The sequence below is a fragment of the Agrobacterium sp. RAC06 genome (assembly GCF_001713475.1).
Taxonomy (GTDB): domain Bacteria; phylum Pseudomonadota; class Alphaproteobacteria; order Rhizobiales; family Rhizobiaceae; genus Allorhizobium.
In genome coordinates, this window is sequence record NZ_CP016499.1 from 675,004 (window position 1) to 699,731 (window position 24,728).

At 60.8% G+C, this 24,728-nt stretch carries 19 protein-coding genes and 1 tRNA gene; 9 read left to right on the forward strand and 11 right to left on the reverse strand.

The window, feature by feature from the left end; all coding sequences use genetic code 11:
* Positions 1-178 precede the first annotated feature (178 nt).
* From BSY240_RS03125 to BSY240_RS03140, 4 genes are all read right to left on the reverse strand, one after another.
* Positions 179-1,204, reverse strand: a complete 1,026-nt coding sequence (locus tag BSY240_RS03125; RefSeq protein WP_054148113.1) for a DNA polymerase III subunit delta' — start codon at positions 1,202-1,204, stop codon at positions 179-181.
* Positions 1,201-1,896 (reverse strand): dTMP kinase, encoded by a 696-nt coding sequence (tmk, locus tag BSY240_RS03130; protein WP_054148112.1) that lies wholly within the window; start codon positions 1,894-1,896, stop codon positions 1,201-1,203. The genes BSY240_RS03125 and tmk overlap by 4 nt, the downstream gene beginning before the upstream one ends.
* Before the next feature lie 118 nt (positions 1,897-2,014).
* On the reverse strand, positions 2,015-3,187 hold the full coding sequence (locus BSY240_RS03135) for a D-alanyl-D-alanine carboxypeptidase family protein (protein WP_069041390.1): 1,173 nt from the start codon (positions 3,185-3,187) through the stop codon (positions 2,015-2,017).
* 62 nt (positions 3,188-3,249) lie between these two features.
* A complete protein-coding gene (locus BSY240_RS03140) occupies positions 3,250-4,314 on the reverse strand; it encodes a septal ring lytic transglycosylase RlpA family protein (protein ID WP_069041391.1) in 1,065 nt (354 codons plus the stop codon).
* 292 nt (positions 4,315-4,606) lie between these two features.
* Here BSY240_RS03140 and BSY240_RS03145 point away from each other — a divergent pair.
* A tRNA-Ser gene (locus tag BSY240_RS03145) sits at positions 4,607-4,696 on the forward strand.
* Between the two features lie 1,120 nt (positions 4,697-5,816).
* Here the strand turns inward: BSY240_RS03145 and BSY240_RS23590 are convergent.
* The 7 genes from BSY240_RS23590 to urtA all read right to left on the reverse strand — a co-directional run bounded on the left by BSY240_RS23590 (position 5,817) and on the right by urtA (position 12,382).
* Entirely contained in the window at positions 5,817-6,152 is a 336-nt protein-coding gene (locus BSY240_RS23590) for an FmdB family zinc ribbon protein (protein ID WP_082347559.1), read from the reverse strand.
* A 75-nt stretch (positions 6,153-6,227) separates the two neighbouring features.
* Positions 6,228-7,460, reverse strand: coding sequence for a formamidase (gene fmdA / locus BSY240_RS03150; protein ID WP_069041392.1), 1,233 nt, complete (start codon positions 7,458-7,460; stop codon positions 6,228-6,230).
* 44 nt (positions 7,461-7,504) lie between these two features.
* Positions 7,505-8,194, reverse strand: coding sequence for an urea ABC transporter ATP-binding subunit UrtE (urtE, locus tag BSY240_RS03155; RefSeq protein ID WP_054148108.1), 690 nt, complete (start codon positions 8,192-8,194; stop codon positions 7,505-7,507).
* Positions 8,195-8,203: 9 nt separating this feature from the next.
* Positions 8,204-8,962 (reverse strand): urea ABC transporter ATP-binding protein UrtD, encoded by a 759-nt coding sequence (gene urtD, locus BSY240_RS03160; RefSeq protein ID WP_069043810.1) that lies wholly within the window; start codon positions 8,960-8,962, stop codon positions 8,204-8,206.
* Positions 8,963-8,973: 11 nt separating this feature from the next.
* On the reverse strand, positions 8,974-10,101 hold the full coding sequence (gene urtC / locus BSY240_RS03165; protein WP_054148107.1) for an urea ABC transporter permease subunit UrtC: 1,128 nt from the start codon (positions 10,099-10,101) through the stop codon (positions 8,974-8,976).
* An 11-nt stretch (positions 10,102-10,112) separates the two neighbouring features.
* Entirely contained in the window at positions 10,113-11,039 is a 927-nt protein-coding gene (gene urtB, locus BSY240_RS03170; protein ID WP_069041393.1) for an urea ABC transporter permease subunit UrtB, read from the reverse strand.
* A gap of 80 nt (positions 11,040-11,119) precedes the next feature.
* On the reverse strand, positions 11,120-12,382 hold the full coding sequence (gene urtA / locus BSY240_RS03175; protein WP_069041394.1) for an urea ABC transporter substrate-binding protein: 1,263 nt from the start codon (positions 12,380-12,382) through the stop codon (positions 11,120-11,122).
* Positions 12,383-12,712: 330 nt separating this feature from the next.
* Here urtA and BSY240_RS03180 point away from each other — a divergent pair, with 330 nt between their 5' ends.
* From BSY240_RS03180 to BSY240_RS03215, 8 genes are all read left to right on the forward strand, one after another.
* Positions 12,713-16,090 (forward strand): hybrid sensor histidine kinase/response regulator, encoded by a 3,378-nt coding sequence (locus tag BSY240_RS03180; protein ID WP_069041395.1) that lies wholly within the window; start codon positions 12,713-12,715, stop codon positions 16,088-16,090.
* A complete protein-coding gene (locus tag BSY240_RS03185) occupies positions 16,083-17,003 on the forward strand; it encodes a response regulator transcription factor (RefSeq protein ID WP_054148104.1) in 921 nt (306 codons plus the stop codon). Before BSY240_RS03180 ends, BSY240_RS03185 begins: the two co-directional genes overlap by 8 nt.
* Positions 17,004-17,382: 379 nt before the next feature.
* The gene (locus BSY240_RS03190; protein ID WP_069041396.1) at positions 17,383-18,663 is read left to right on the forward strand and encodes an MHYT domain-containing protein; all 1,281 of its coding nucleotides are present in this window, start codon (positions 17,383-17,385) and stop codon (positions 18,661-18,663) included.
* Between the two features lie 176 nt (positions 18,664-18,839).
* Positions 18,840-19,706 (forward strand): FAD binding domain-containing protein, encoded by an 867-nt coding sequence (locus tag BSY240_RS03195; RefSeq protein WP_069041397.1) that lies wholly within the window; start codon positions 18,840-18,842, stop codon positions 19,704-19,706.
* A gap of 10 nt (positions 19,707-19,716) precedes the next feature.
* The gene (locus tag BSY240_RS03200; RefSeq protein WP_069041398.1) at positions 19,717-20,217 is read left to right on the forward strand and encodes a (2Fe-2S)-binding protein; all 501 of its coding nucleotides are present in this window, start codon (positions 19,717-19,719) and stop codon (positions 20,215-20,217) included.
* Positions 20,214-22,643, forward strand: coding sequence for an aerobic carbon-monoxide dehydrogenase large subunit (locus tag BSY240_RS03205; RefSeq protein WP_054148100.1), 2,430 nt, complete (start codon positions 20,214-20,216; stop codon positions 22,641-22,643). The genes BSY240_RS03200 and BSY240_RS03205 overlap by 4 nt, the downstream gene beginning before the upstream one ends.
* Positions 22,644-22,657: 14 nt before the next feature.
* The gene (locus BSY240_RS03210) at positions 22,658-23,539 is read left to right on the forward strand and encodes an AAA family ATPase (RefSeq protein ID WP_069041399.1); all 882 of its coding nucleotides are present in this window, start codon (positions 22,658-22,660) and stop codon (positions 23,537-23,539) included.
* Position 23,540: 1 nt separating this feature from the next.
* Positions 23,541-24,728, forward strand: coding sequence for a vWA domain-containing protein (locus BSY240_RS03215; RefSeq protein WP_069041400.1), 1,188 nt, complete (start codon positions 23,541-23,543; stop codon positions 24,726-24,728).

Consider the following 24,728-nt stretch of genomic DNA (forward strand, 5'->3'; position numbering starts at 1 on the left):
TTGTCTTTTCGTCGGTTGCGATTGTCGTGTGCTGTTGTCTCGGCGCCTGACCATGGCGGCGCGCAGCGGCCTGCCATGAACAGCGAAAACAAATGGGGTCGAACGCTCTTAAAACATTCCTCAGGCTTTAGGAACATCCGTTTTGCTGCAGCGCCATGAAGACGGGTAATCGCGCCCGTCAGCGCACGATCGCCGCGAGCACGTCGAGCATGGTCTGCTTGCGATCGAGATTGTAGGCCGCGGCAATGCCGAGCTGCTGATTGATGACAGACGAAAGCCGCGCATAGTGCTCGGCGCCAGAGAGATCGCCCGTCAGCGCGAGGCTTCTTGCGGTTTCGGCCAGGTGGTCGCCCAGATGTTCAACGAAGAAGCCGAAGGCGACCTCGCTGTCCTTACCCGAGAGCGCATCGGCGATCTTGAACATCATCTTGCGCTGCGCGGGGCCGGATGCAGCCAGCATCTGCTCAAAGGCGTCGAGAATGTCGGCGCCACCGTAATTGACGAGCTTCAACGCGCGCGCGACGCTGCCCTTGGCGAGCGTCAGCACGGCTTCGCGCTTTTCGGCCGGGATCGTGAGACCCAGTTGTCCGAGCGCCTGATCCATCGCCTGAGGTGGCAGTTCGTGCAGCCGGAGCGGCAGGCAACGCGAGCGAATGGTCGGCAAAAGCTTGCCCGGCGCATGGGAGAGCACCAGGAACATTGCCCGCTTCGGCGGCTCTTCGAGGATCTTCAGGATCGCATTCGCCGCGTTGCGGTTGAGATCGTCGGCCGGGTCGATGATCACGATGCGCCAGTTTCCGGTGCCCGAGGTCTGGGCGAAGAAATGTCCGGCCTTGCGGACCTCGTCGACGGTGATCGCGGTTTTGACCCGTCCAGTCTTTTCATCGACCGGCCGCGAAAGGTGCAGAAGGTTGTGACTTGCCCCGGAAGCGAGCTGGCGGGTGACCGGATGCTCGGGATCCGGATCAGAAATCACCTCCGGTGCGCTTGCCGGATCAGGATGGCGCAGGATGTGGTTGGCGAAACGGAAGGCAAGCGTTGCCTTGCCGATGCCTTCCGGCCCCTCGATCAGCACGGCGTGGTGGCCCTTGCCCGAACGGTAGCTGCGCGCCAAGAACGCCTCTGCGGCTTCGTGACCGAAGAGATGCCGATTGCTGACGGGTGCAATCGCCCCGTCAAGAAGCCCCGCCCTCTCCTCGCTCATGAGCGTGCCGCCTGTCCGCCGTCGCCGGGCGTCGCCGCCTTGCGCGTTATGACCTGCAATACCTCCGACAGTATACCGCTGGCGATCCTGGCCTGGTCGTGCGACGCATCGATCACGCGGCAGCGTTCCGGTTCACGGCTGGCAATATCGAGGAAGCCCTGCCTGCGCTTCTCGTGGATCTCGAGCTTTTCCTTTTCGAAGCGATCGGGGGCAGCAGTTGCCGCCTCCTCCCCTGCCCGTTTGCGGGCGCGCTGGAGGCCGACATCGGCTGACAAGTCCAGCACCAGCGTTACATCGGGCATGGTGGTGCCGATCGAAACGCGCTCAAGGGCCGCCATAAGCGGCGGCTCGATATTGCCGGTGACACCCTGATAGACGCGGGAGGAATCGACAAAGCGGTCGCAGAGCACGATATCGCCGCGGGCGAGCGCCGGCCGGATCACGCAATCCAGATGATCGGCACGGGCGGCGGCAAACAAGAGCGCTTCCATGCGCACTCCGAAGGCCTCGGCGGCGCCGGACAGGAGCACATGGCGGAGGGCTTCAGCACCCGGCGATCCGCCCGGCTCGCGTGTGGTGACGACCGTGTGGCCCTTCGCGCGCAGGTTCTCGGCCAGCAGGCGGATCTGGGTCGATTTCCCGGCCCCCTCGCCTCCCTCGAAACTCACGAACAATCCGCGCGCCGTCGTCAATGCCTTGCTACTTCCCGCCTGAAGCGTTTCAGAACCAGCCCCTCGGGCTTTCCTAAGGCTCTAAACCAAGATGGCAGCCTGCGAAACCGCTGATGACCTGGAGGCTCCAAATTTTCCGTCAGATCCAGAAAAACAGGAGCTCTATCAAGGCATCCCAGGCCCGCTGACTGAGCGTTCCGACTTCGACGGCTTCGGCACTCTTCAAGGGCACGCTGACCAGCGGTCGATCGCCTGAGAAGACATTGAGCGTAGCGATCGCGGCGTCGGCTGCAACCGGCGGATTGAGCGGCCAGCGATAGACGATGCGTGCCTGCAGACGTTCCGGATTGTTGACGGGGACATAAACTTCCACTGGCTGCGCGGCGACCAGCGGGACCTTGGACTGCGCCCCGCCATAGATGCTCGCCTCACCGATGATCTCGCCGGTCTGGAACAGGGTGCGCATCTCGAAGCTGTCAAAACCCCAGTTCAGCAAACGTCTTGCCTCTTCCGTCCGCTCCTTGTCGGTTGCAACGCCGCTCAGCCCCAGAAACAGCCGTCGCCCGTCGCGCTGGATCGAGGCGACGATGGCAAAGCCGCTGCCTTCGGCAAAGCCGGTCCCAAGCCCATCGGCGCCGAACGACAGAAGCGGATTGCGGTTACGCTGCAGGATCTTGTTCCACTCGAATTCCGGCAGGCCGAAGGTCTGGTAGAGATCGGGATAGGTTGCGACCAGATGGCGCGAGAGCTTCACCAGGTCATAAAGGGTCGACCGGTTGTCTGGATGCGGCAAACCGGTGGCATTGCCGAAACGGCTTTCGAAAAGTCCGAGTTCGGCCGCCCGCGCATTCATCCGCTCGACGAACTTCGCCTCCGAGCCAGCCATGCCCTCAGCGATGATCAGGCAGCCGTCATTGGCGGTCTGCACCGCGATGCCCCTGATCAGATCGGCGACCGGAACCTGGCTTTTCACGGCAGCGAACATCGTTGAGGTGCGGGACGGTGCGCCGCCTGTCCGCCAGGCGTATTCCGAGACTGGATAGATCGTATCCGGCCTGATTTCGCCCTTCTTGAGCGCATCGAAGACCACTTCCAGCGTCATCAGCTTGGCAAGCGACGCCGGCGCAAAACTCTGTCGCTCGTTCTTGGCGAGCAGAACCGTGCCGGTCGACGCCTCGACCAGATAGGCCTGGGCCGCCTTGGTTTCGATCAACTGCGGTGTCGGAACTGCTTGCGCCCGTGCGGTGCTCGTGATGGACCCGTTTGGTGACAGCAATGCCAGCAGCAGGACGGCGGAGAGGATAAGACGCATGTTCACACTTCGGCTGGCCGGCTCAACAGTGATGCGCCTTTTCCAGCACGGTCGCTGCGGGTTCAGCGCCCGCTGGAGAGCGTGATCCCGCCCTTTGCGACCGAAGCGAGAATCGAACGCTCGGTGAGACCGTCATTGCGCACGAGAATAGCCTCGAAGGCAAGCGCGCCAGCTTCCGGACGTTCCTGTGCATAGGCTGCCGCGTAGCCGGATCCGTCGTAACCGTCGATATGGTGAGGACGCGCCATCGGCATCGGCCCAAAGTCCGGAAGGGCCGCGAAGCTTTCGCCTGAGACCACGGCACCCGGGGCGGCCGTGCCCGCCTGCATCAGCAGCTGCGCATCGAGCGTCTGAGGCGTCGTATTGCCGCTCGGTGTCGGCCCTGCGAGCGCCGTCTGGTAGGTCGTGGCCACTGGCGGCTGATAATCGGGCGTATTGGTCTCATTCGACGCCACCATCACGCCGGAGGCGATCTGGCCGCCCGGATCGATGACCGGTCCGCGCTCGCCCTTGCGGATGTAGGAGGCCATCAGATAGGGCATATCGTGGCCGTCCATGCGTGCCGGCCCGATATACTGCACCCGCACCTCGCCTGTACCGCTGTGCTTCATGTCGAGCATGTCAGCCGTCTTGCGCGACAGATCGATGATCCGCCCCTTGTGAAACGGTCCACGATCATTGATTCGCACGATGACAGAGCTGCCGGTGTTGAGATTGGTGACACGGGCATAACTCGGCAGAGGCAGTGTCGGATGGGCGGCCGACAGATGTTCCTTGTCGTAGAGCTCGCCATTGGCGGTCAGCCGGCCGTGGAAGGCATCGCCATACCAGGACGCGACACCCACCTTGTCGTAGCGCGGATTTTCCTTCGGCACGAAGGTCTTTCCCTTCACCACATAGGGCTTGCCGACCATATAGCGGCCACCGCCCTTCGGGATCGGACCGCTCGCCACAACCCTCGGGCTCGCCTTCACGCCATAAACGGACTCGGCGAAATATTCCTTCGAGCGCTTCGGCTTTTCAGCCGTGTCCTTGGTGGTCGAGCAGGAGGCGGTAAAGGCACAGAGCAGGGTTAGCGCCAGCCACTTCCCGGAATTGGCCAAGAGGCCGCGCGTCGTCAGATGCATGTGTCCCACTTCAGATCGCGGACGCTGATCATCTGCGCCCTGTCCAAGAGGCCCCCATGCCTCCGCTCACTTGCGCGCAATGAAGGCTGTGCAAAAATGGCCAAAATGGGAAAAGTCACAATTTCAGTGATCATTCCGTTCCGGATTCGATGAGCATGGTTAACGCTTCGTTGCCGCTCGGCGCTGTCGAAAACAGGTTTTGAGCACCAGCCAAGGCGCCCGCGTATGCCTTACAATTTGCTAGAGCACACCCTTGCCAAATCCTGCAGCTTTGCGCATAACGCAGCCGTCCGGATGGGTGTCCGAGTGGTTTAAGGAACCGGTCTTGAAAACCGGCGTGCGGGAGACCGTACCGTGGGTTCGAATCCCACCCCATCCGCCATTATTCTCACCAAGTTACAGAATTCATTGTTTTTTCTTGTGGGTCGAAAATTCTGGCCCGCCACGCACAACTGACGCCAAACCGACGCGGAGACCTGTGGATCACGGGGCAGACTCAGCATTGCCAAATGCGATGACATTCGATTACACCGCACTGGTATAGGCATAGAACCTTTGCGCAAGACCTGCTCAGTCCTTCAGAAGGGACTTCCATGTCTGAATGCAGCTCTCCCTCGCTCCCCTCTTCCACGGATCTTCTCGAATCGAGTTCACCTTGCGAGGAAGTGCGGACGGAGGTGCCGGCACCTTCGGCTGCGCCACTAGCTGGAACGCCCGAAGCAACATCTTCCACAAAAGCTGCCCGCACGTTGAAACCCGGCTTCGAGGGCGGAGTTGAAGACGAGCGCTTCCTGTCGGCTCAGGACGTTACGTTGCGATTGCGGTAAGTGTCGCCACCATTTGGCGCCAAACCAAGGAAAACACGGCATTCCCGAAGCCGCTGAAGATCCTCAACGGATCAACGGGCGACGAATTGCCGGAGGCGGTGGAACGAGGGAACTGCCGAGTTGGTGGGTTGAGGCGACTCTGGACCAGCTTGGTTCCTGGCAAGGCGGAGGCACGCCCGACAAATCAAGCGCGGCGCACTGGACCGGTGGCAGTATCCCTTGGGCATCTCCCAAGGACATGAGGCGCTTTCACGTCTCAGAGGCTGAAGATCAGATTACGGAAGCAGCTTTGGCTGGATCGTCGTCGAATTTGGTCGCCGAGAATTCTGTGCTGTTGGTCACGCGAAGTGGCATCGAATCCGCGCCGGGCGCGAGGCGGCACCGAAGGTAAAACGCGGGCGGGGAGCGAAGGGATGACAACGCTCTATAAGCTGCGGCTGGGGCGCCTCTCGCCTCTACCCCTGGACGCTGGGATGCAGGCAGTAGTTTTCATCAAGACGGAAGACCGAACGCCCCTGCAGTTCTTCCTGAAGCCTGTTCAGGATCAATTCACGCGGGCCTTCCGAGAAAGGTGACGAAGCAGCGCTTGGAGCGGCGGTGGCCGAGCCATGGTTTTGGTTTGAGCCTGGCGAAGACCAAGACATGTTGACGCTTGTCTCGTGAACACATCTGCCATCAGTGACTGATCATCCAGGGGCGTGCGGAAGGAAAGGTCTTTGCGCCATCGGCCCGAAAGATTGTTTTGGATTTTTTCGGTGCACCACTGCAGCAGACACATCCAGCGCCGTGACCAAGCGACTTCGATGTCTTCGGCTCATGGGCAGATCGCTCGTTGGTGCCGATCGCACTGCGGGTCGCATTGTCCATCAATGCGAAGAAGGGGGTCGAGAAGAAGGCCCTGGGCGAGGCCGCGCCGCAATGTGGGCAGTCGCAAGGATCACCGGACATCGCCATTGGGCGGTTCTGAGTGAATCCGCCACAGTCCGTGCAGTTGTAGTCGTAGTTCGGCATGCTCTGTCTCTCCATCAGGGGGCTGCAGAAAGGTGCGGAGGGCGCGGATGGTCCATCGACGCCCTCCCCTCCATCTCACAGGTCATGGGCTAGCGGTACGTCGATCTTGCCGTCGAGGAACTTCTTCGGCCCATCGGAACCGGGCTTCATGTCGAATTCGAAGATGTCGAGCGGCAGCCAGAGCGTCGCGCAGGCATTTGGGATGTCGACGACGCCCGAGATGTGACCCTGGACCGGGGCTGTGCCGAGGATCGCATAGGCTTGCGCCCGGGTGTAACCGAACTTGGTCATGTATTCGATCGCGTTCAGGCACGCCTGGCGATAGGCGATGTGGACGTCGAGGTAGTGCTGCTTGCCGCCCTCATCGACGGAGATGCCCTCGAAGATCAGGTAGTCGTCGTATTTCGGCGTGATCGGTGACGGCCGGAAGATCGGGTTCTTGATCCCATATTTCGCCATGCCGTCCTTGATCAGCGAAACCTTGATATGCAGCCAGCCTGCCATTTCGATCGCACCGCAGAAGGTGATCTCGCCGTCGCCCTGGCTGAAATGCAGGTCGCCCATCGAAAGACCCGCACCGTCGATATAGACGGGGAAATAGATCTTCGAACCGCGCGACAGGTCCTTGATGTCGCAATTACCGCCATGCTCGCGCGGCGGCACGGTGCGCGCACCTTCGGCTGCGGCCTTGTCGCGCCCCTCCCCCTTGAGGCTGCCCATATGGGCGGTCGAACCACCATCCGGCAGGGCGGCGAGCGGTGGAACGCGGGCCGGATCCGTGTCGAACAGCGCCTTTTCCCGGCTGTTCCACATCTCAAGCATCTTGTGATCCGGCAGGCAGCCGATCAGGCCTGGATGGATCAGCCCGGCATATTTGACGCCTGGCACGTGGCGCGAGGAAGTGAACATGCCGTGGAAATCCCAGATAGACTTTTGCGCCTCGGGGAAGTGCTCGGTCAGGAAGCCACCACCGTTCTTCTTGGAAAAGAAGCCATTGAAACCCCAGAGACTGTTGTCGAAGGCTCCAATGTCGAGAATGTCGACGACCAGCAGGTCGCCGGGTTGAGCGCCCTTGACGCCGATCGGCCCGGACAGGAAATGCACCTGGCTGAGGTCCACATCGCGCACATCAGCGGCATCGTCGTCATTCTTGATCTGGCCGCCGGTCCAGTCATAGGTCTCGACCCGGAAGTCGTCGCCCGGCTCGACCCAGCAGGCCATCGGAATATCAGGGTGCCAGCGGTTGTGGATCTTCTCGTTGGTATAGGGCGACTCGCTGAGGTCGACCTTGATCAGGGTATCGGGCATGGCTTGGCTCCTTCCTTGGGTGTGAAGTGACTTGGTTTGGTGGGTCAGACGGAGAGGAAGCTGGAGACGCGCGCCTCGTCGATGCCGGCGCGCGGCGCCTCATGGACGATCTCGCCCTTTTCGATCACCAGCACCCGGTCGGCCATGTCGAGCGCAAAGCTCAACACCTGTTCAGAGACGACGATAGAGAGACCGATCTCGTCGCGGATCCGGCAGAGCGTTCGCGCCATCTCCTTGATGATCGACGGCTGAATGCCTTCGGTCGGCTCGTCGAGCAGCAGCACCTTCGGCTTCGACGCAAGCGCGCGGGCGATTGCCAGCTGTTGCTGCTGGCCGCCGGAGAGATTGCCGCCGCGCCGCCCCTTCATCTCGAGCAGCACGGGGAAAAGCTCGTAGATCTGCCCCGGCACGGACTTTTCGCCGGTAACAGTGAGCCCCGTCTCGATGTTTTCCTGGACGGTGAGTGTGGAGAAGATCATCCGCCCCTGCGGCACATAGGCGAGCCCTTTGGCCACACGTTCGTAGCTTTCGAGCCGCTCGACCGGGGTCTCGCCGATCCGGATCGATCCGGCGGCGGAGGGCACGACCCCCATCAGCGACTTCATCAGCGTCGTCTTGCCCATACCGTTGCGACCCATGATCGCAACGATCTCGGCGGGTTTGACGTCAAAGGACAGACCGTGAATGACCTCGCTCTGGCCATAACTGACCTTCAGTTTTTCGACAGACAGCATGACGATCTCCTAGTGACCGAGATAGACTTCGATGACCCGGGGGTCGTTCTTGACGCGCTCCATGCTGCCTTCCGACAGGACCTTGCCCTGGTGCAGCACGGTGACGCGGTGGGCGATGTCCTCGACGAACTTCATGTCGTGCTCGATGACGATGACCGACTGGTTCTTCGTGATCGTGTTGAGGAGCTCTGCTGTCTTGATGCGTTCGGCCACACTCATGCCGGCGACCGGCTCGTCGAGCATCAGAAGCCGTGGCTTCTGGATCAGCAGCATGCCGATCTCCAGCCACTGCTTTTGGCCATGGCTGAGGATCGCCGCGTCGGTATTCAGGTGATCCTTGAGGAAGATCAGTTCGGCCACTTCCTCGACCCGCTCGATCACCTCGCGGTCGCGTCGGAATGTGAGCGCGCCGAAGACGGAGCGGCCCCGCGGAAAGGAGAGTTCGAGGTTTTCGAAGACGGTGAGATCTTCGTAGATCGATGGATTCTGGAACTTGCGACCGACCCCCGCATGCACGATCTCGTGCTCGCGCATTCGGGTGAGCTCGCGCCCATCGAAACGGATCGAACCGGACGTCGCCTTTGTGCGTCCGCAGATGAGGTCGAGGACCGTGGTCTTGCCGGCCCCGTTCGGGCCGATGATCACCCGGATCTCGTTCTCATCGACATAGAGCGAGAGATCGTTCACCGCCTTGAAGCCGTCGAATGACACGGTGAGCGCATCAATGCTGAGGATGAAGTCTCGGGCGGGCTGGGCAGCAACTTGCATGATCGCCTCCATCATTCGGCTGCTTGCGGCTGCGTCAGCGGCGCACGTTTCAGGAAGCCAGGCATCCGACGTGCGAAGAAGGGCTCGACATGGTCCTTGACGAGGCCCGCCAGGCCGTAGGGGAAGGCCATGACGACAGCGATGAACAGACCGCCCATGGCGAACAGCCACAGCTCGGGGAAGCTCTCGGAAAAGGTCGTCTTGGCGGCATTGACGAGAAGCGCGCCATAGATCGCCCCGAACAGCGACAGGCGTCCGCCAACGGCCGCAAAGATCACCATCTCGATGGATGGCACGATGCCGACGAAGGACGGCGACATGAAGCCGACCTGCAGCGTGAACATCGCACCACCGATGGCTGACATCGCGGCGGCCAGGCAAAAGATGAAGATCTTGAAATTGGCAACGTCATAGCCGGAGAAACGAACCCGGTCCTCGCGGTCACGCATGGCAATCAGCAGCCGGCCGAATTTCGAGATGCGGACCGCCTGGGCGAGCAGCAGCACGCCGATCAACAGCACGGCGTTAACGAAGTAGAGGATCAGCTTTGCCTCGTCGGTACGAATATCCCAGCCGAGCAAAGTTCTGAGATCGGTGATCCCGTTGACACCGCCGGTATAGCCCTGCTGGCCGATGATCAGGATGGTGAGGATCGCGGCAACGGCCTGGGTGATGATGGCGAAATAGACCCCACCGACCCGTCGCTTGAACATGGCCGCCCCGATGATGAAGGCGAAAACCGATGGCACCAGGATGATGGCCACAAGCGTGAAGGAGAAAGAATAGAAGGGCGCCCACCACGATGGCAACGCAGTGATCTGGTTCCAATCCATGAAGTCGGGAATACCCGGCGTCGATTGGATCTTCGTCGCTTCAGGCGTGGAGGCCTCAAGCTTCAGGAACATGGCCATGCAGTAGCCGCCGAGGCCGAAGAAGATCCCCTGACCGAGGCTGAGGATGCCGCCATTGCCCCACAGAAGCACGAGGCCGACGGCAACGAAGGCATAGGTCAGATACTTGCCGATCAGATTGAGCCGGAAGATGTCGAAGCCAAGGGGCAGAACCACGAGGAGCAGCGCGGCAAGGATAGCAAAGTAGAGCCATTCCTTGCGGGTAAAGAGAAAGCCGACAGCAGGCATGGGAGGTCTCCTTAGCGGCGGATGTTGAGGGAGAAGAGGCCTTGCGGGCGCAGCATCAGGATGCCCACGACGGTCAGCAGCGTCAGGACCTTGGCCATGGAGCCGCTGAGGAAGAATTCCATCGTTGACTGGGCCTGGGAGATGGTGAAGGCCGAGGCGATGGTGCCGATCAAGCTACCTGCACCGCCAAAGACGACAACGAGGAAGGTATCGACGATGTACAGCTGTCCGGCGGTCGGACCGGTCGAGCCGATCATGGTAAAGGCAGAACCGGCAATGCCGGCGATGCCGCAACCGAGACCGAAGGTCATGCGATCGACTTTCTTTGTATTGATACCGACGGCACCGGCCATGACGCGGTTCTGCACCACGGCGCGCACCCGCTTGCCCCAGGAGGAGCGATACATAAGGAAATAGACGGCGCCCGCGATGATCAGGGTAAGGGCCATGACGAAGAGACCGTTGAGCGGCACCTCGATCGTGTCACTGACGGCAACGGAGCCCATCATCCAGTCGGGCAGGGTCACGCCGACCTCTCGGGCACCAAAGACCGAGCGATAGAGTTGCTGCAGGACGAGCGATAGGCCCCAGGTGGCGAGCAGCGTGTCCAGAGGGCGGCGGTAGAGATGGCGGATCAGCGCCCATTCCACGAACACGCCAAGCGAAAAAGAGGCGGCGAAAGCGAGCGCCATGGCAACGAAGAAGTAGAAGGGGAAAAGCGCGGGCAGATAGGCAGTCACCAAAGTGGAGACGAGATAGGTGACATAGGCGCCAAGGATCATGAACTCCCCATGCGCCATGTTTATTACCCCCATCTGTCCGAAGATGATGGCAAGACCGAGCGCCATCAGCACGAAGACGGAAAACAGGATCAACCCTGTAAAACCCTGCATGGCCAGGATCGAGAAGAATTCACTATAGGTATACTCGCCGATCATTGCGTCACCTCGCATGCCCTCGAAAACGTTCGGGAAAAAGGGGGCCGGCCTGTGCCGGCCCTCCAGGCGGGGAACAATGCTTATTGATAGCCTTCCGGGAACGGGTCCGGCTCCATCAGGTCCGTCGTCTCGTAGACGACGTCGTACTGGCCGTCGGCACGGGCGTGCCCGATGCGGGTCTTGGACCAAAGGTGGTGGTTCTCGTGGACCTTCACATAGCCTTCCGGTGCCGTCGTCAGTTCGATGCCAGGCGAAGCGGCGCGCACCTTGTCGATGTCGAAGGAACCAGCCTTCTCCACCGCCGCCTTCCACAGCCAAGGGCCGAGATAGGCGGCCTGGGTGACGTCGCCGATGACGATGTCGTCGCCCCACATCTTCTTGAACTCGGCGACAAAGGACGTGTTGTTGTCGTTCGGCAGGCTCTGGAAGTATTTCATGGCGGCATAGGCGCCCACCATGTTCTCGCCGCCAATGCCGAGGATCTCGTCCTCGGTGACCGAGATCGTGAGAAGCAGCGGCTTCTCCTTGGTCATATCAATGCCGGCAGCCTTCAGCTGCTTGTAGAACGCAACGTTCGAGCCACCGACGACGATGGCATAGATGACATCGGGCTTCTTCAGCTTGATCTTGTTGATCACCGAATTGAACTGGGTATGCCCGAGCGGGTAGTATTCCTCGCCGACAACTTCGAGGCCGAGTTTCTCGATGTGCTTGCGGGCGATCTTGTTGGACGTGCGCGGCCAGATATAGTCAGAGCCGAGCAGATAGAAGCTCTTTGCGCCCTTCTCCTTTACCACCCAGTCAATGCCAGCGAGAATCTGCTGGGTTGCTTCCTGACCGGTGTAAATGACGTTGGGCGACTGCTCGAGCCCTTCGTAGAATGTCGGATAGTAAAGCATGCCGTTATACTGCTCGAAGACGGGCAGAACAGCCTTGCGCGAAGCCGAGGTCCAGCAACCGAAGACGGCCGCGACCTTGTCCTCAACGAGCAACTTCTTCGCCTTTTCGGCGAAGGTCGGCCAGTCGGAGGCACCGTCTTCCTGGATCACCTCGATCTTGCGACCAAGAATGCCGCCACTGGCATTGATCTGTTCGATGGCGAGCTTTTCAGCTTGAACCGAGCCGGTCTCGGAAATCGCCATGGTGCCGGTAACAGAATGCAGGATGCCCACTTTCACGGTGTCGTCGGTCACAGCCAGGCCAGTGGCATTGACGACTGCAGTGGATGTGTCCTGCGCGAAGATCGGCGTGCTCAGCGCCGTCAACAGCGGGATCGATGCCACGCCTGCAAGCAGGGCTCGGCGACTGATGCTCAGCGGTGGGATTTTGGGGTCGTCAGACATGGCGTGCCTCTTCGTCGTTGTGGAGGGTTGCAGCAGGGCCAGCAGCGAGGGAACCGGCCAACTGGAGGTAACCTCGTCGCAATTGGTGCAACGCAACAATGGAGCGTTTGACGTATACCCACCCGGGTCTTTGTCCCTTAAGGTCGTATCCAGTTGAGGCAATCCGACCGAGAAACAAAGAGAAACCAAGGACCTGCGCTACCCGTCCATTTGACCCGCATCCGTCTTTTGTAGGGTTATGAAAACGCTCGTTCTTTGACTGGTACGAGAATTGCTTCGCGAGAGGGCGTACAGCGCGCGACCGGCCGTCGCCGGTCGCAGGGGGATGAATTGAACCAGGCCGAGCGGATTCCCAGAATTCGGCGGACCTACAACAAGTGGGTCGCCAACCAGACCTTGGAGGATTATGCCCTCCGCTTCACCGCACACGAGGTGCGTCGCTTCTCGCCGGGGCGGATCGCCAATACGGCACTGGGCGCCATTTCATTCCTGGCGCTGGAGGCGATCGGCGGAGCTATAACCCTGAGCTACGGCTTCACCAATGCAACGCTTGCGATTCTGGTCGCATGCTCGGTCATGCTGGTGATCGGCATCCCGATCGCCTACAGCGCCGCCCGTTACGGGGTGGATATCGATCTGCTCACCCGCGGTGCCGGTTTCGGCTATCTCGGCTCCACGGTCACCTCGCTGATCTATGCCTGCTTCACCTTCCTCTTCTTCGCCATTGAGGCCGCCATCATCGCCAAAGCGCTGGAGTTGATTACAGGGCTGCCGCTCTCGATCGGCTATATCGTCAGTGCAGTCGCGATCATTCCGCTGGTCACCCACGGCGTGACGTTCATCAGCCGGTTTCAAGCCTGGTCGCAGCCCTTCTGGGTGGTGCTACAGCTTGCTCCCTTTGTCTTCATAGCATCTCAGGGGCTGCAGCCGGTGCGGGACTGGACCGGTTACACCGGGCTCCTCGGCCCGATGGACCACAGCTTCGATGTTGCGCTTTTTGGTCTCTGCTCGGCCGTGGTCTTCTCGCTGGCCGCACAGATCGGCGAGCAGGTGGACTATCTCCGCTTCCTGCCACGTAAAACCGAAAAGAACCGAATCCAGTGGTGGGTCGCTCTGCTCAGTGCAGGTCCCGGCTGGATCGTGATCGGCGGGCTGAAGATTCTGGCCGGCTCCTTCCTCGCCTTTTACGCCTTCCGCAATGGGGTTGCATTCGAGGATGCATCCGACCCGACGCAGATGTATCTGACCGTGTTCAGCCAAATGCTGGGCTCACCCGAATTTGCGCTCGGCGTCACCGGCATCTTTGTTGTGATCTGCCAGGTCAAGATCAATGTCACGAACACCTATGCAGGCTCCATCGCCTGGTCGAACTTCTTCTCGCGCCTGACCCACAGCCATCCGGGCCGTGTGGTCTGGCTCGTGTTCAACGTGATGATCGGCCTGTTGCTGATGGAATTCGGCATCTACAAGGCGCTGGAGACCGTGCTCGGCCTCTATTCTATTGTTGCGATCGCCTGGACCGCCTCGATCGCCGCCGACCTGATGATCGCAAAGCCTCTCGGCCTGTCGCCACCGATCATCGAATTCAAGCGGGCCCATCTCTACGATATCAATCCGGTTGGCTTCGGCTCGATGACGATCGCCGTGCTCGCGGCCTTCGCCGCCTATGGCGGGCTGATGGGTGAGCTCGCCACCAAGATTTATGTCTACGTCGCACTCGCTTTGCCTTTCCTGCTCGTACCCTTGATTGCGAAGGCGACGGGCGGGCGCTACTACATCGCCAGAACGAGCTGCGTTGAGGCCGACGCCCAGGGGCATACCGGATGTTCGATCTGCGAACTGAAGTTCGACCGGGAGGACATGGCGCATTGCCCAGCCTATTCGGGACCGATCTGCTCACTTTGCTGCTCACTGGACGCACGATGCCACGACATTTGCAAGTCCGATGCGCGGTTCAGCCAGCAGGCGAAGTCACTTGCCCAGTCCTGGCTGCCGGCCGGAGTGGCCGAGGCGGTGAACGGCAGCGTGATGCGCTATCTGGCGCTTTTCTCAGTCGTGAACGCCTTTATGGGCAGCGTCTTCTGGCTCATCCACTTCCAGAGCACGATCGAATCTCCGGATGCTGCGGAACTGATCGGTTTCGAGCTCTGGAAGCTCTACATCATCCTCTTCATCCTGGCCGGCATCGTCACCTGGCTTTTCGTTCTGGCACAGGAGAGCCGTGACTTCGCAGAGGAAGAGGCCAGTCGCCACACCCGCCTGCTCATGGACGAAATCCGGGCGCATGAAGAAACCGACCGGCTGCTGCAGAAGGCGAAGGAGGCGGCGGAATCGGCCAATCTTGCCAAGAGCAAATATGTTGTTGGCCTCAGCCACGAACTACGCACGCCGCTGACCGCGATCCTGGGTTATGCCCAGGTGCTTGAGCGCCAGCAGGGAATGCCGAACATCGTCCACAATGCCGCCCGGACCATCAAGCGCAGCGGCGAGCATCTCGCCGACATGATCGAGGGGTTGCTTGATATCTCCAAGATCGAGGCCGGCAAATTTGAGATCTACCGCCACAAAATCGCGCTCGGTCCGTTCCTCGACCAGATTGTCGATATGTTCAGCCTGCAAGCCCAGGCCAAGGGTATTGGCTTCGAGTTCCGCGCCACCTCCCCCATCCCGGATTATGTGTTCGCCGACGAGAAGCGCCTGCGACAGGTGCTGATCAACATGCTCTCAAACGCCATCAAGTTCACCCATCGCGGGCAGGTCTGCTTCACGCTATCCTATCGCGGCCAAGTGGCCACCTTTGAAATCGAGGATACCGGCGTCGGCATCAAGCAGCAGGATCTGGAGCGGATCTTCCTGCCGTTCGAACGCGCGGAGCAACCACACGGCCAGGCCCAGCCCCCAGGAACGGGGCTTGGGCTCACGATCACGAGACTGTTGGTCGAGATCATGGGCGGAGACCTGAAGCTCGCAAGCCGCCCGGGTAAGGGCACACAGTTCACCATCCGGCTGATGCTCTCCGAGGCGCAAAGGCCTGAGGACATGGTGGCGCCGGCTCTGGCCGTCGCCGGCTATGAGGGACGCCGCCGGATGATCCTGATAGCCGATGACGATACGACCCAGCGGGCGCTGATGGAGGAGGTTCTGACCCCGCTCGGTTTCTCGGTGGTAACGGTGAATGATGGTCCGGCCTGCCTCTCCACGCTCGCTCTCCATCGCCCGGATATTGTCATTCTCGATCTTGCGATGCCCAGCATGTCCGGGTGGGACGTGGCAAAGCGCATCCGCCAACGTTACGGCCGGGATCTTCCCATCCTGATCTTGTCGGCCGATGCCGGAAACGAACGCACAAAGCCCGAATATGCCCCGCTCTTCGATTCCTACCTGATCAAGCCCTTCAATTTCGAAGGACTGTTCGAACGTCTGGCGACCCTCATTCCGCTGACATGGATTCTCGATGACGGCGTTCACGTCGAGGCTTCCCAACGACCTTCTTTCACGCTGGAGGAACTGCCCGAGCCGCGCAAGCTACAGCAGCTCAAAACTCTGGGCGAGACAGGCTTCGTCCGTTCGATAGAAGCGATGCTCAACGATCTGGAAATCTCCACCCCTGGAACAGAGCGCTTCTGCAGGCATATGCGCCAACTGGCCACGAACTATCGCCTCCGCGAGTTCCTGGCGATTATTGAGGATACCAAGAGCCATGCCTGACGCATTCGATGGCAACCGTGTTCTGATTGTAGACGATTCCAGCGAGGCGCTCGCCATGCTCTCGGACGCCCTCAGCCTTGAGGGCCTTGAGGTGCACACCTCAAGCAGCGGAAGATCAGCCATTTCCATGGCCAATTTCAAAGTGCCTGACATCGTCTTGATGGACGCGATGATGCCTGGACTGGACGGTTTCGAGACCTGCAGGATTCTGAAGGCGGCCCGCGGCTTCGAAGATCTGCCGGTAATCTTCATGACCGGGTATAACGAGAATGAGCATGTCGTGAAGGCGCTTGCATCAGGCGGCGTCGACTTTGTCGTCAAGCCGATCCGGCTCGATCAGCTCTTTGCCCGCATGCGTGTCCATCTGAGCAATTCTAAGCGCGCGCGGTCGGCCCGTCATGCTCTCGATTCTACGGGGCGCTGGATTGTCGCTTGCGACACGAACGGGCTGATCGCCTGGTCGACACCCCAGGCATCGGATCTCTTGGCCAAGGTTGGTATACGGGCAGACACCAACAGCTATCTGCCGCTCGAAATCCTCTCCTGGCTGGCGGACGGCGCTTGCAATGATGTTGGCGGCAATCCGAACGTCTTTCATTACGCGCGGCTTGGCCACGACATTGAGTTTCGGCGCCTTTCGGACAGCGGGGACGACGAGATTTTGCTGCGGCTTGTCGACCGTCGTCGCGGCGCCGACGAGGAACAGCTTGCAAGGGCCTTCGGCGTGACACTGCGTGAGGCGGAGGTTCTCCTATGGGTGGCCCACGGAAAGTCAAACAAGGAAATTGCAGATATCCTGGACATGTCACCGCGCACCGTAAACAAGCACATGGAGCAGATCTTCAACAAACTGGCCGTTGAGAAGCGGACCTCCGCCGCCACTCTGGCCGTGCGAGTGCTGTGGCGGGAATGATGAAAGAGCAACCATGAGTGCCATCAAACTGGCCCGCTGCCGGTTTCAAGGACATCGGGCTAAAGCGTTCCTGCTGAACCCGGAGAGCAGGAATTCAAAGATGAATACTCACCCCGTGAGTCCAAGCTTGAAGCCGTGACGTTGCCGCGAGAACCTGGGGTCAGTGTTGCGCAGACCTCATGAACCTGATGTTCAAAAGGTGACCCGCGTTTCAGTCAACCACTGCCATCTGGCTCGACAAGTTGTCCGGCGTGTGGATAGTGTGAGGCCAGGCGGCTGGGAGGCGAGCCGAACGCAGATCAGTGAAAGCCGCAGTATCGATCGCTCGTGCCATCGCATGAGCGATGCATAGGAATGTCCGAAGGTTGCAAAGACAGCTATGACGGAACTCACCACATCGTTCAGCTATAGCCCGGTCCTCGTCGCCCTTTCAGTGGTGGTGGCAATTCAGGCGGGATACGTCGGCATCAGTCTCGCGCTTCTCATACCAGCCGCCTTTGCCAACCGACGCCGCCTCCTGATCGCAGGCTCGGCGATGACGCTCTCAGTCGGCATCTGGAGCATGCATTTCATCGGCATGCTGGCGATCACCACCGCCGTCGCGATCGACTATGCCGTCGTACCCACGCTTCTCTCATTCCTCATTTGCTGTCTTGTCACGGGCGTCGCGATCTACCTTGCGAGCCTGCGATCGCAGCGCCTTCTAGTGATCGCCGCACTGCTCATGGGCATTGGCATCACCACAATGCACTATGTCGGCATGACGGCCGTGCATTCGGTATTTCATCTCACACACGATCCCGCCTACGCTCTGGCCAGTATAGCGATTGCCATCGCTGCGTCCGGCCTTGCGCTCTGGCTCGCCTTTTCCGCCGACAGGCGACCGCCACTGTTTCTCTGTGCCGTGGTGCTCGGCTGCGCAGTATCGGGTATGCACTATATGGCGATGGCAGGAACGACACTGCATCTGGCCGCTGCAGAGGTGGCAAACACGACATCCTTGATGTCCGGCGACATACTGGCAGCCATTGTGAGCGTGGTCGCCTGTAGCATCTCGGCCGTGTTCATGCTGGCGCTGGTCCCAACAGAGCCGAAAGATACGCGCGGCGAGAACGCCTGGAACGCGGCACATGCTGTGCCAGACGCGCGCCCACCGGAAGGCCCCCAATCGGACATTACCCCAACGATCTCGCTAAATCCGGCCGAGCAGCACCTCATGCAGACCGCGACCGAACCCGGCCCGGTGGTGGCCGCAGTCGCTGCGTCGCCTGCCCCAATTCTGTCCGCAGACGATCTCCTGCTGCCGATCGAAAGGAACGGCAAGCGTTTTCACATTGCAGCAGATGACATCGTTTCGGTTCATTCCAACGCGCATTACACCTATATCTTCAACGGTCGTGACGACCTTTTCTGCCCACTGTCGATCTCCGACATCGCAGCGCGCCTGCCCGAGACGATTTTTTCCCGGGTCCATCGCAGCTATATCGTGAACCTCTTATTCGTTGTCCGCATCAAGAAGACCGGTGACTCGGGCGTGGTCGAACTGGATACGCCGATCAGGCGTACGGTGCCTGTCAGTCGGTCGAGGCTGACAGGCTTTCGGTCTGAGCTCGCCGCCTTCAAAGCATCGAGAAGCGGCACCACCCCCGACTGTCGTTAGGTCAATTCTCCTGCCGCATTTCGTGCGCAACTCGCTGCATTTCGTGCAAATGGAGGCGTTTTGGTGTGCTTGCCATTGTTTGGCGGCAACATTCATCGCCTGCTGTGCTGACTCGTCAGAGGCCAAGGAGGTTCGGCCTTTAATGATGCGAGACGAAGCTTTGGGAGGAGCGACGGATGATACCTGGCACGTTCGATTACCATCGGCCAACGACAGTCGAAAGCGCTGTCGCATTGTTGATGCAACTCGGCGAGGATGCCCGGCCGCTGGCCGGCGGTCACAGCCTGATACCGCTGATGAAGACACGGCTGGCAGCGCCTGAGCATCTCGTTGATCTCACCGCTATCGAGGGGTTGCGTCGCCTGGAAGTGGTCGGCACTGATGTGATCATCGGGGCGATGACAACACAGCATTCGGTCATCACCAGCACCTTGCTCGCAGACCTCGTTCCAATCCTTCGCGAGACAGCCCTCGTCATTGCCGACCCACAGATCCGCTACAAGGGCACGATCGGCGGCAATTGCGCCAACGGTGATCCCGGCAATGACATGCCGGCTCTGATGCAGTGTCTTGGAGCCAGCTACCAGCTGACCGGCACCGGTGGCAGCCGCCAGGTTCCGGCGCGGGATTTCTATCTCGGTGCCTATGAGACCGCTCTGGAACCTGGCGAAATCCTGACCGAGATCCGCATTCCGGTGCCGCCTGCCGGTCATGGCTACGGCTATGAAAAGCTCAAGCGCAAGGTTGGAGACTATGCGGCGGCGGCGGCGGCAGTGGTGATCACCATGGCGGGAGGCACCTGCACCAGTGCCTCCATCGGCCTGACGAATGTGTCCGAAACGCCGCTCTGGGCGTCCGAGGCAGCTGGCATTCTGGTTGGCAGCACGCTCGATGCGGCAACAGTCAATGCGGCAGTCGCTGCGGCCGAGGCCATCACCAATCCGGCCTCCGATATGCGTGGGCCTGCCGAATACCGCACCAAGATGGCCGGTATCATGCTGCGCCGGGCACTCGAGCGGGCACAGACCCGCGCCAAGGGTTGAGGGGGAAACAATGACAAAATCGCATATCAAAGTCACGATCAATGGCAAGGCTGTCGAGGCTCTCGTCGAGCCGCGCACGCTGCTGATCCACTTCCTGCGCGAGCAGCAGAACCTGACGGGCGCCCATATCGGCTGCGACACCGGCCATTGTGGGGCCTGCACGGTCGATATGGACGACATGTCGGTGAAGAGCTGCATGACCTTCGCCGTCCAGGCCGATGGCGCCAGCATCACCACGATTGAAGGCGTCGCCAATCCGGACGGAACGCTCAGCGCTCTGCAGGAGGGCTTCCGCATGATGCACGGCCTGCAATGCGGATACTGCACGCCGGGCATGATCTTGCGCGCCCATCGTCTTCTTCAGGAAAACGCCAATCCGACCGAGGAGGAAATTCGCTACGGCATCGCCGGCAATCTCTGTCGTTGCACCGGCTATGTGAACATCGTCAAGGCCATCCAGTATGCGGCGGCCAAGATCAATGGAACACCGTTTCAGGAGGCCGCGGAATGAACGAGCAAGTCAAGATTGACACCGATCGTGCCGAGCGGACCGAAAAGCTGCAGGGCATGGGCTGCAAGCGCAAGCGCGTCGAGGACATCCGCTTTACGCAAGGCAAGGGCTCCTATGTCGACGACCTGAAACTGCCGGGCATGTTGTTCGGCGATTTCGTCCGGTCGCCCCACGCGCATGCGCGCATCGTCAGCATCGACACGTCGCGCGCCAAGGCGCTGCCGGGGGTGATTGCGGTGCTGACAGCTGCCGATCTGAAGCCGCTTGGCCTGCACTACATGCCGACGCTTGCCGGCGACGTCCAGGCGGTTCTGGCTGAAGAGAAAGTGCTGTTCCAGAACCAGGAAGTCGCCTTCGTCATCGCCGAGGATCGCTACATCGCCTCTGATGCGACCGAACTTGTTGATGTCGTCTATGAGGCGCTGCCCTGCATCGTCGACCCGTTCAAGGCCATGCTCCCGGATGCGCCGATCCTGCGCGAAGACATCAAGGACAAGATGGTTGGCGCCCACGGACCGCGCAAACATCCCAACCACATCTTCGAATGGCAGATCGGCGACAGACAAGCGACAGACGATGTTTTTGCCAAGGCGGATGTGACGATCAAGGAAATGCTGGTCGACCACCGCACCCATCCGTCGCCGCTCGAAACCTGCCAGTCGGTCGCCTCGTTCGACAAGGTCAAGGGCGAACTGACGCTCTGGGGTACCTTCCAGGCACCGCATGTCATCCGCACGGTCGTCTCGCTGATCTCCGGCCTGCCGGAACACAAGATCCACGTGATCGCGCCGGATATCGGCGGTGGCTTCGGCAACAAGGTCGGCGCCTATGCCGGCTATGTCTGCTCTGTCGTCGGCTCGATTGTACTGGGTGTGCCGGTCAAATGGGTGGAAGACCGGATGGAGAACCTCTCCACCACATCCTTTGCCCGCGACTATCACATGACCACGGAACTGGCCGCCACCAAGGACGGCAAGATCCTCGGCATGCGGGTGCATGTGCTGGCCGATCACGGTGCCTTCGATGCCTGCGCCGACCCGTCCAAATGGCCGGCCGGCTTCATGAACATCTGCACCGGCTCTTATGACATCCCGGTGGCACATCTGGCCGTCGATGGTGTCTATACCAACAAGGCGTCCGGCGGTGTCGCCTATCGCTGTTCGTTCCGGGTAACGGAGGCGGTGTTTGCCATCGAGCGCGCCATCGAAGTGCTGGCCCAGAAACTCGGCATGGATGCCGCGGAGCTGCGGATCAAGAATTTCATCAAGGCCGAGCAGTTTCCCTATCACTCGGCGCTCGGCTGGGAATATGACAGCGGCGACTATCACACCGCCATGAAGAAGGCGATGGACGCCATCGACTATAAGGCCCTGCGTGCCGAGCAGGCGGAAAAACGCGAGGCATTCAAACGCGGCGAAACGCGCGAGTTGATGGGCATCGGCATTTCGTTCTTCACCGAAATTGTCGGCGCGGGACCGGCCAAGAACTGCGACATTCTCGGCATCGCGATGTTCGATTCCGCTGAGATCCGCATCCATCCGACCGGCTCCGTGATTGCCCGGATGGGCACCAAGAGCCAGGGGCAAGGGCATGAGACGACCTATGCCCAGATCATCGCCACCGAACTTGGCATTCCCGCCGACGACATCATGATCGAGGAAGGCAATACCGATACCGCACCTTATGGTCTCGGCACCTACGGCTCCCGCTCAACCCCGGTTGCCGGCGCTGCAACCGCAGTGGCTGCCCGCAAGATCAAGGCCAAGGCCCAGATGATCGCCGCCCATATGCTCGAAGTGCATGAGGGCGATCTGGAGTGGGATATCGACCGCTTCCGCGTCAAGGGCCTGCCAGAGAAGTTCAAGACGATGAAGGAGATCGCCTGGTCGGCCTATAATGCCCCGCCGCCGAACCTCGAGCCCGGTCTGGAGGCGGTCAACTATTACGAGCCGCCCAACATGACCTATCCCTTCGGCGCCTATTTCTGCGTCATGGATATCGACGTCGATACGGGTGTGGCCAAGACGCGGCGCTTCTACGCGCTGGACGATTGCGGCACGCGCATCAATCCCATGATCATCGAGGGACAGGTGCATGGCGGGCTGACGGAAGCCTTTGCCTGTGCCATGGGCCAGGAGATCCGCTACGACGAGATGGGCAATGTCATGGGGGCGTCCTTCATGGACTTCTTCCTGCCGACCGCCGTCGAGACGCCGCATTGGGAGACGGACTTTACCGTCACGCCCTCGCCGCATCATCCGATCGGTGCCAAGGGCGTCGGTGAAAGCCCGCATGTCGGCGGCGTGCCGTGCTTCTCCAATGCGGTCAACGACGCCTATGCCTTCCTCGATGCCGGCCATATCCAGATGCCGCATGATGCCTGGCGGCTGTGGAAGGTCGGCGAACGTCTCGGGTTGCACGGGTAAGTACGGATCAGTCAATGGCAGTGACACTTCCTCAGGAGAAGATTGCCGCGCAGATGGCCGCGGTCGGGTATGTGCCCGATCGCGACCTGTCGACCGCGCTATGGCTGATGGACAGCCTGTCACGGCCGCTGCTTCTGGAAGGCGAGGCAGGTGTCGGCAAGACGGAGGTCGCACGCGCCCTGGCGCTGGCGCATGAAACAAAACTGATCCGGTTGCAATGCTATGAAGGGCTGGACCAGAGTTCGGCCCTCTATGAATGGAATTACCAGCGGCAGTTGCTGGCGATCAAGGCGCGCGAAGGCATCAATGCCGACGAGGTCGAAGAGGCGATCTTCTCCGAAAAATACCTGCTTGAGCGGCCTCTGCTGGCCGCCATCCGGCAGGCAAAGGCACCGGTTCTGCTGATCGACGAGGTTGATCGGGCAGACGAGGAGTTCGAGGCCTTTCTTCTGGAGCTTCTATCGGATTTCCAGGTGTCGATACCGGAACTCGGGACGATTACGGCGACGACCATTCCGCGGGTTATCCTGACCAGCAACGGAACCCGCGAGTTGTCCGACGCGCTCAGGCGCCGGTGCCTCTACCACTACGTCGATTTTCCTGATGTCGACCGCGAGGCGCGGATCATCCTGTCGCGACTGCCGGGCATTGATGCGGCGCTGGCCTTGCAGATCGCTTCGATGGTCGGCCTCATCCGCAAGGAGGACCTGCGCAAGACACCGGGTGTCGCCGAAACGCTCGATTGGGCCGCAACGCTTGCCGGCCTCGATATCCGGCATCTGCATGACGAGCCCGAGGCGGTGCATGAGACCTTGATGTGTCTGATCAAGACAGCGGAGGACAAGGCCCGCATGTCGCGCCAGGTTACCGAGCGACTGCTCGGAAGGGTGGCGTGAGATGAGCGCGCTGCGGATGGCCGAGCCAGATCTGGGCGACTTGATGCGGACGAAGCTCTCCGGCTTCGTTGCGACGCTGCGCGACAATGGTTTCATTGTCGGTCTTGCGGAATATCGCGACGCGCTCACTGTGATGAGCGGCGACAGCGCCAGCCGTCCGTCGCGGCTGCGTCCGGCACTCCGATCGCTCTTCTGCAGCCGACATTCCGACTGGACGATGTTCGATGAGATTTTTGATGCCTTCTGGCTAAAACGGGGCATGAAATCTGCCACGCGGATGTCGGGCGCACCGCAAAAGGCCCCTGACGGGGTGCAGGCGGCCGCGTCCGGAGCGCGCGGTCAGGGGGCCCAAGAACACGCGGATCATGTCCAGCGTGGTCAGGGTGAAGAGGCTTTCGAGACCGGCGAAACCCGGCGTGAGGGCGCGTCCCGCGCCGAGTTCATCGGCAAGACCGACTTCCGGCACCTGACGCATCCGGACGATCTCGCCGAGGCGCATCGCCTGGCGGAACGCCTCGCCGTTTCGATGCGTGCGCGCATCACGCGGCGCATGCGGGCACGGCGCCAAGGCCAGCGGCTTGATCTCAGGCGCACGATCCACAAGAGCATCGCGAATGGCGGCACGCCGATACAGTTGGTGTTTCGGAAGCGGCTGGAAAAACCGCTGCGGCTGGTCGTGCTTCTCGACGGTTCCGGCTCGATGAGCCTCTACTCGGCGGTGTTCCTGCGCTTCATGCATGGCGTGCTCGACGCATTTCGCGAGGCCGAGGCATTCCTCTTTCACACGCGCCTCGTTCATATCGCGCCGGCGCTGCGGGAGCGCGATCCGCAGCGTGCCGTCGAGCGGATGGCGCTGATGGGCCAGGGAAGCGGCGGCGGAACCCGCATCGGCGACAGTCTTGCAACCTTCAACAGATGGCATGCGAAACGCTGTATCCATTCGCGCACCTGCGTGATGATCGTGTCTGATGGTTACGACACGGGGCCGGCTGAGCGGCTGGGCGACGAGATGCGGGCGCTCCGGCGGCGGTGCCGGCGGATCGCATGGCTGAACCCGATGATCGGCTGGCAGGACTATGCCCCGGAGGCGGCCGGTATGAAGGCGGCGCTTCCTTACGTCGATCTCTTTGCGCCGGCTCACAACCTGGAGAGCCTCAAGGCGCTCGAACCCTATCTGGCGAGGATCTGA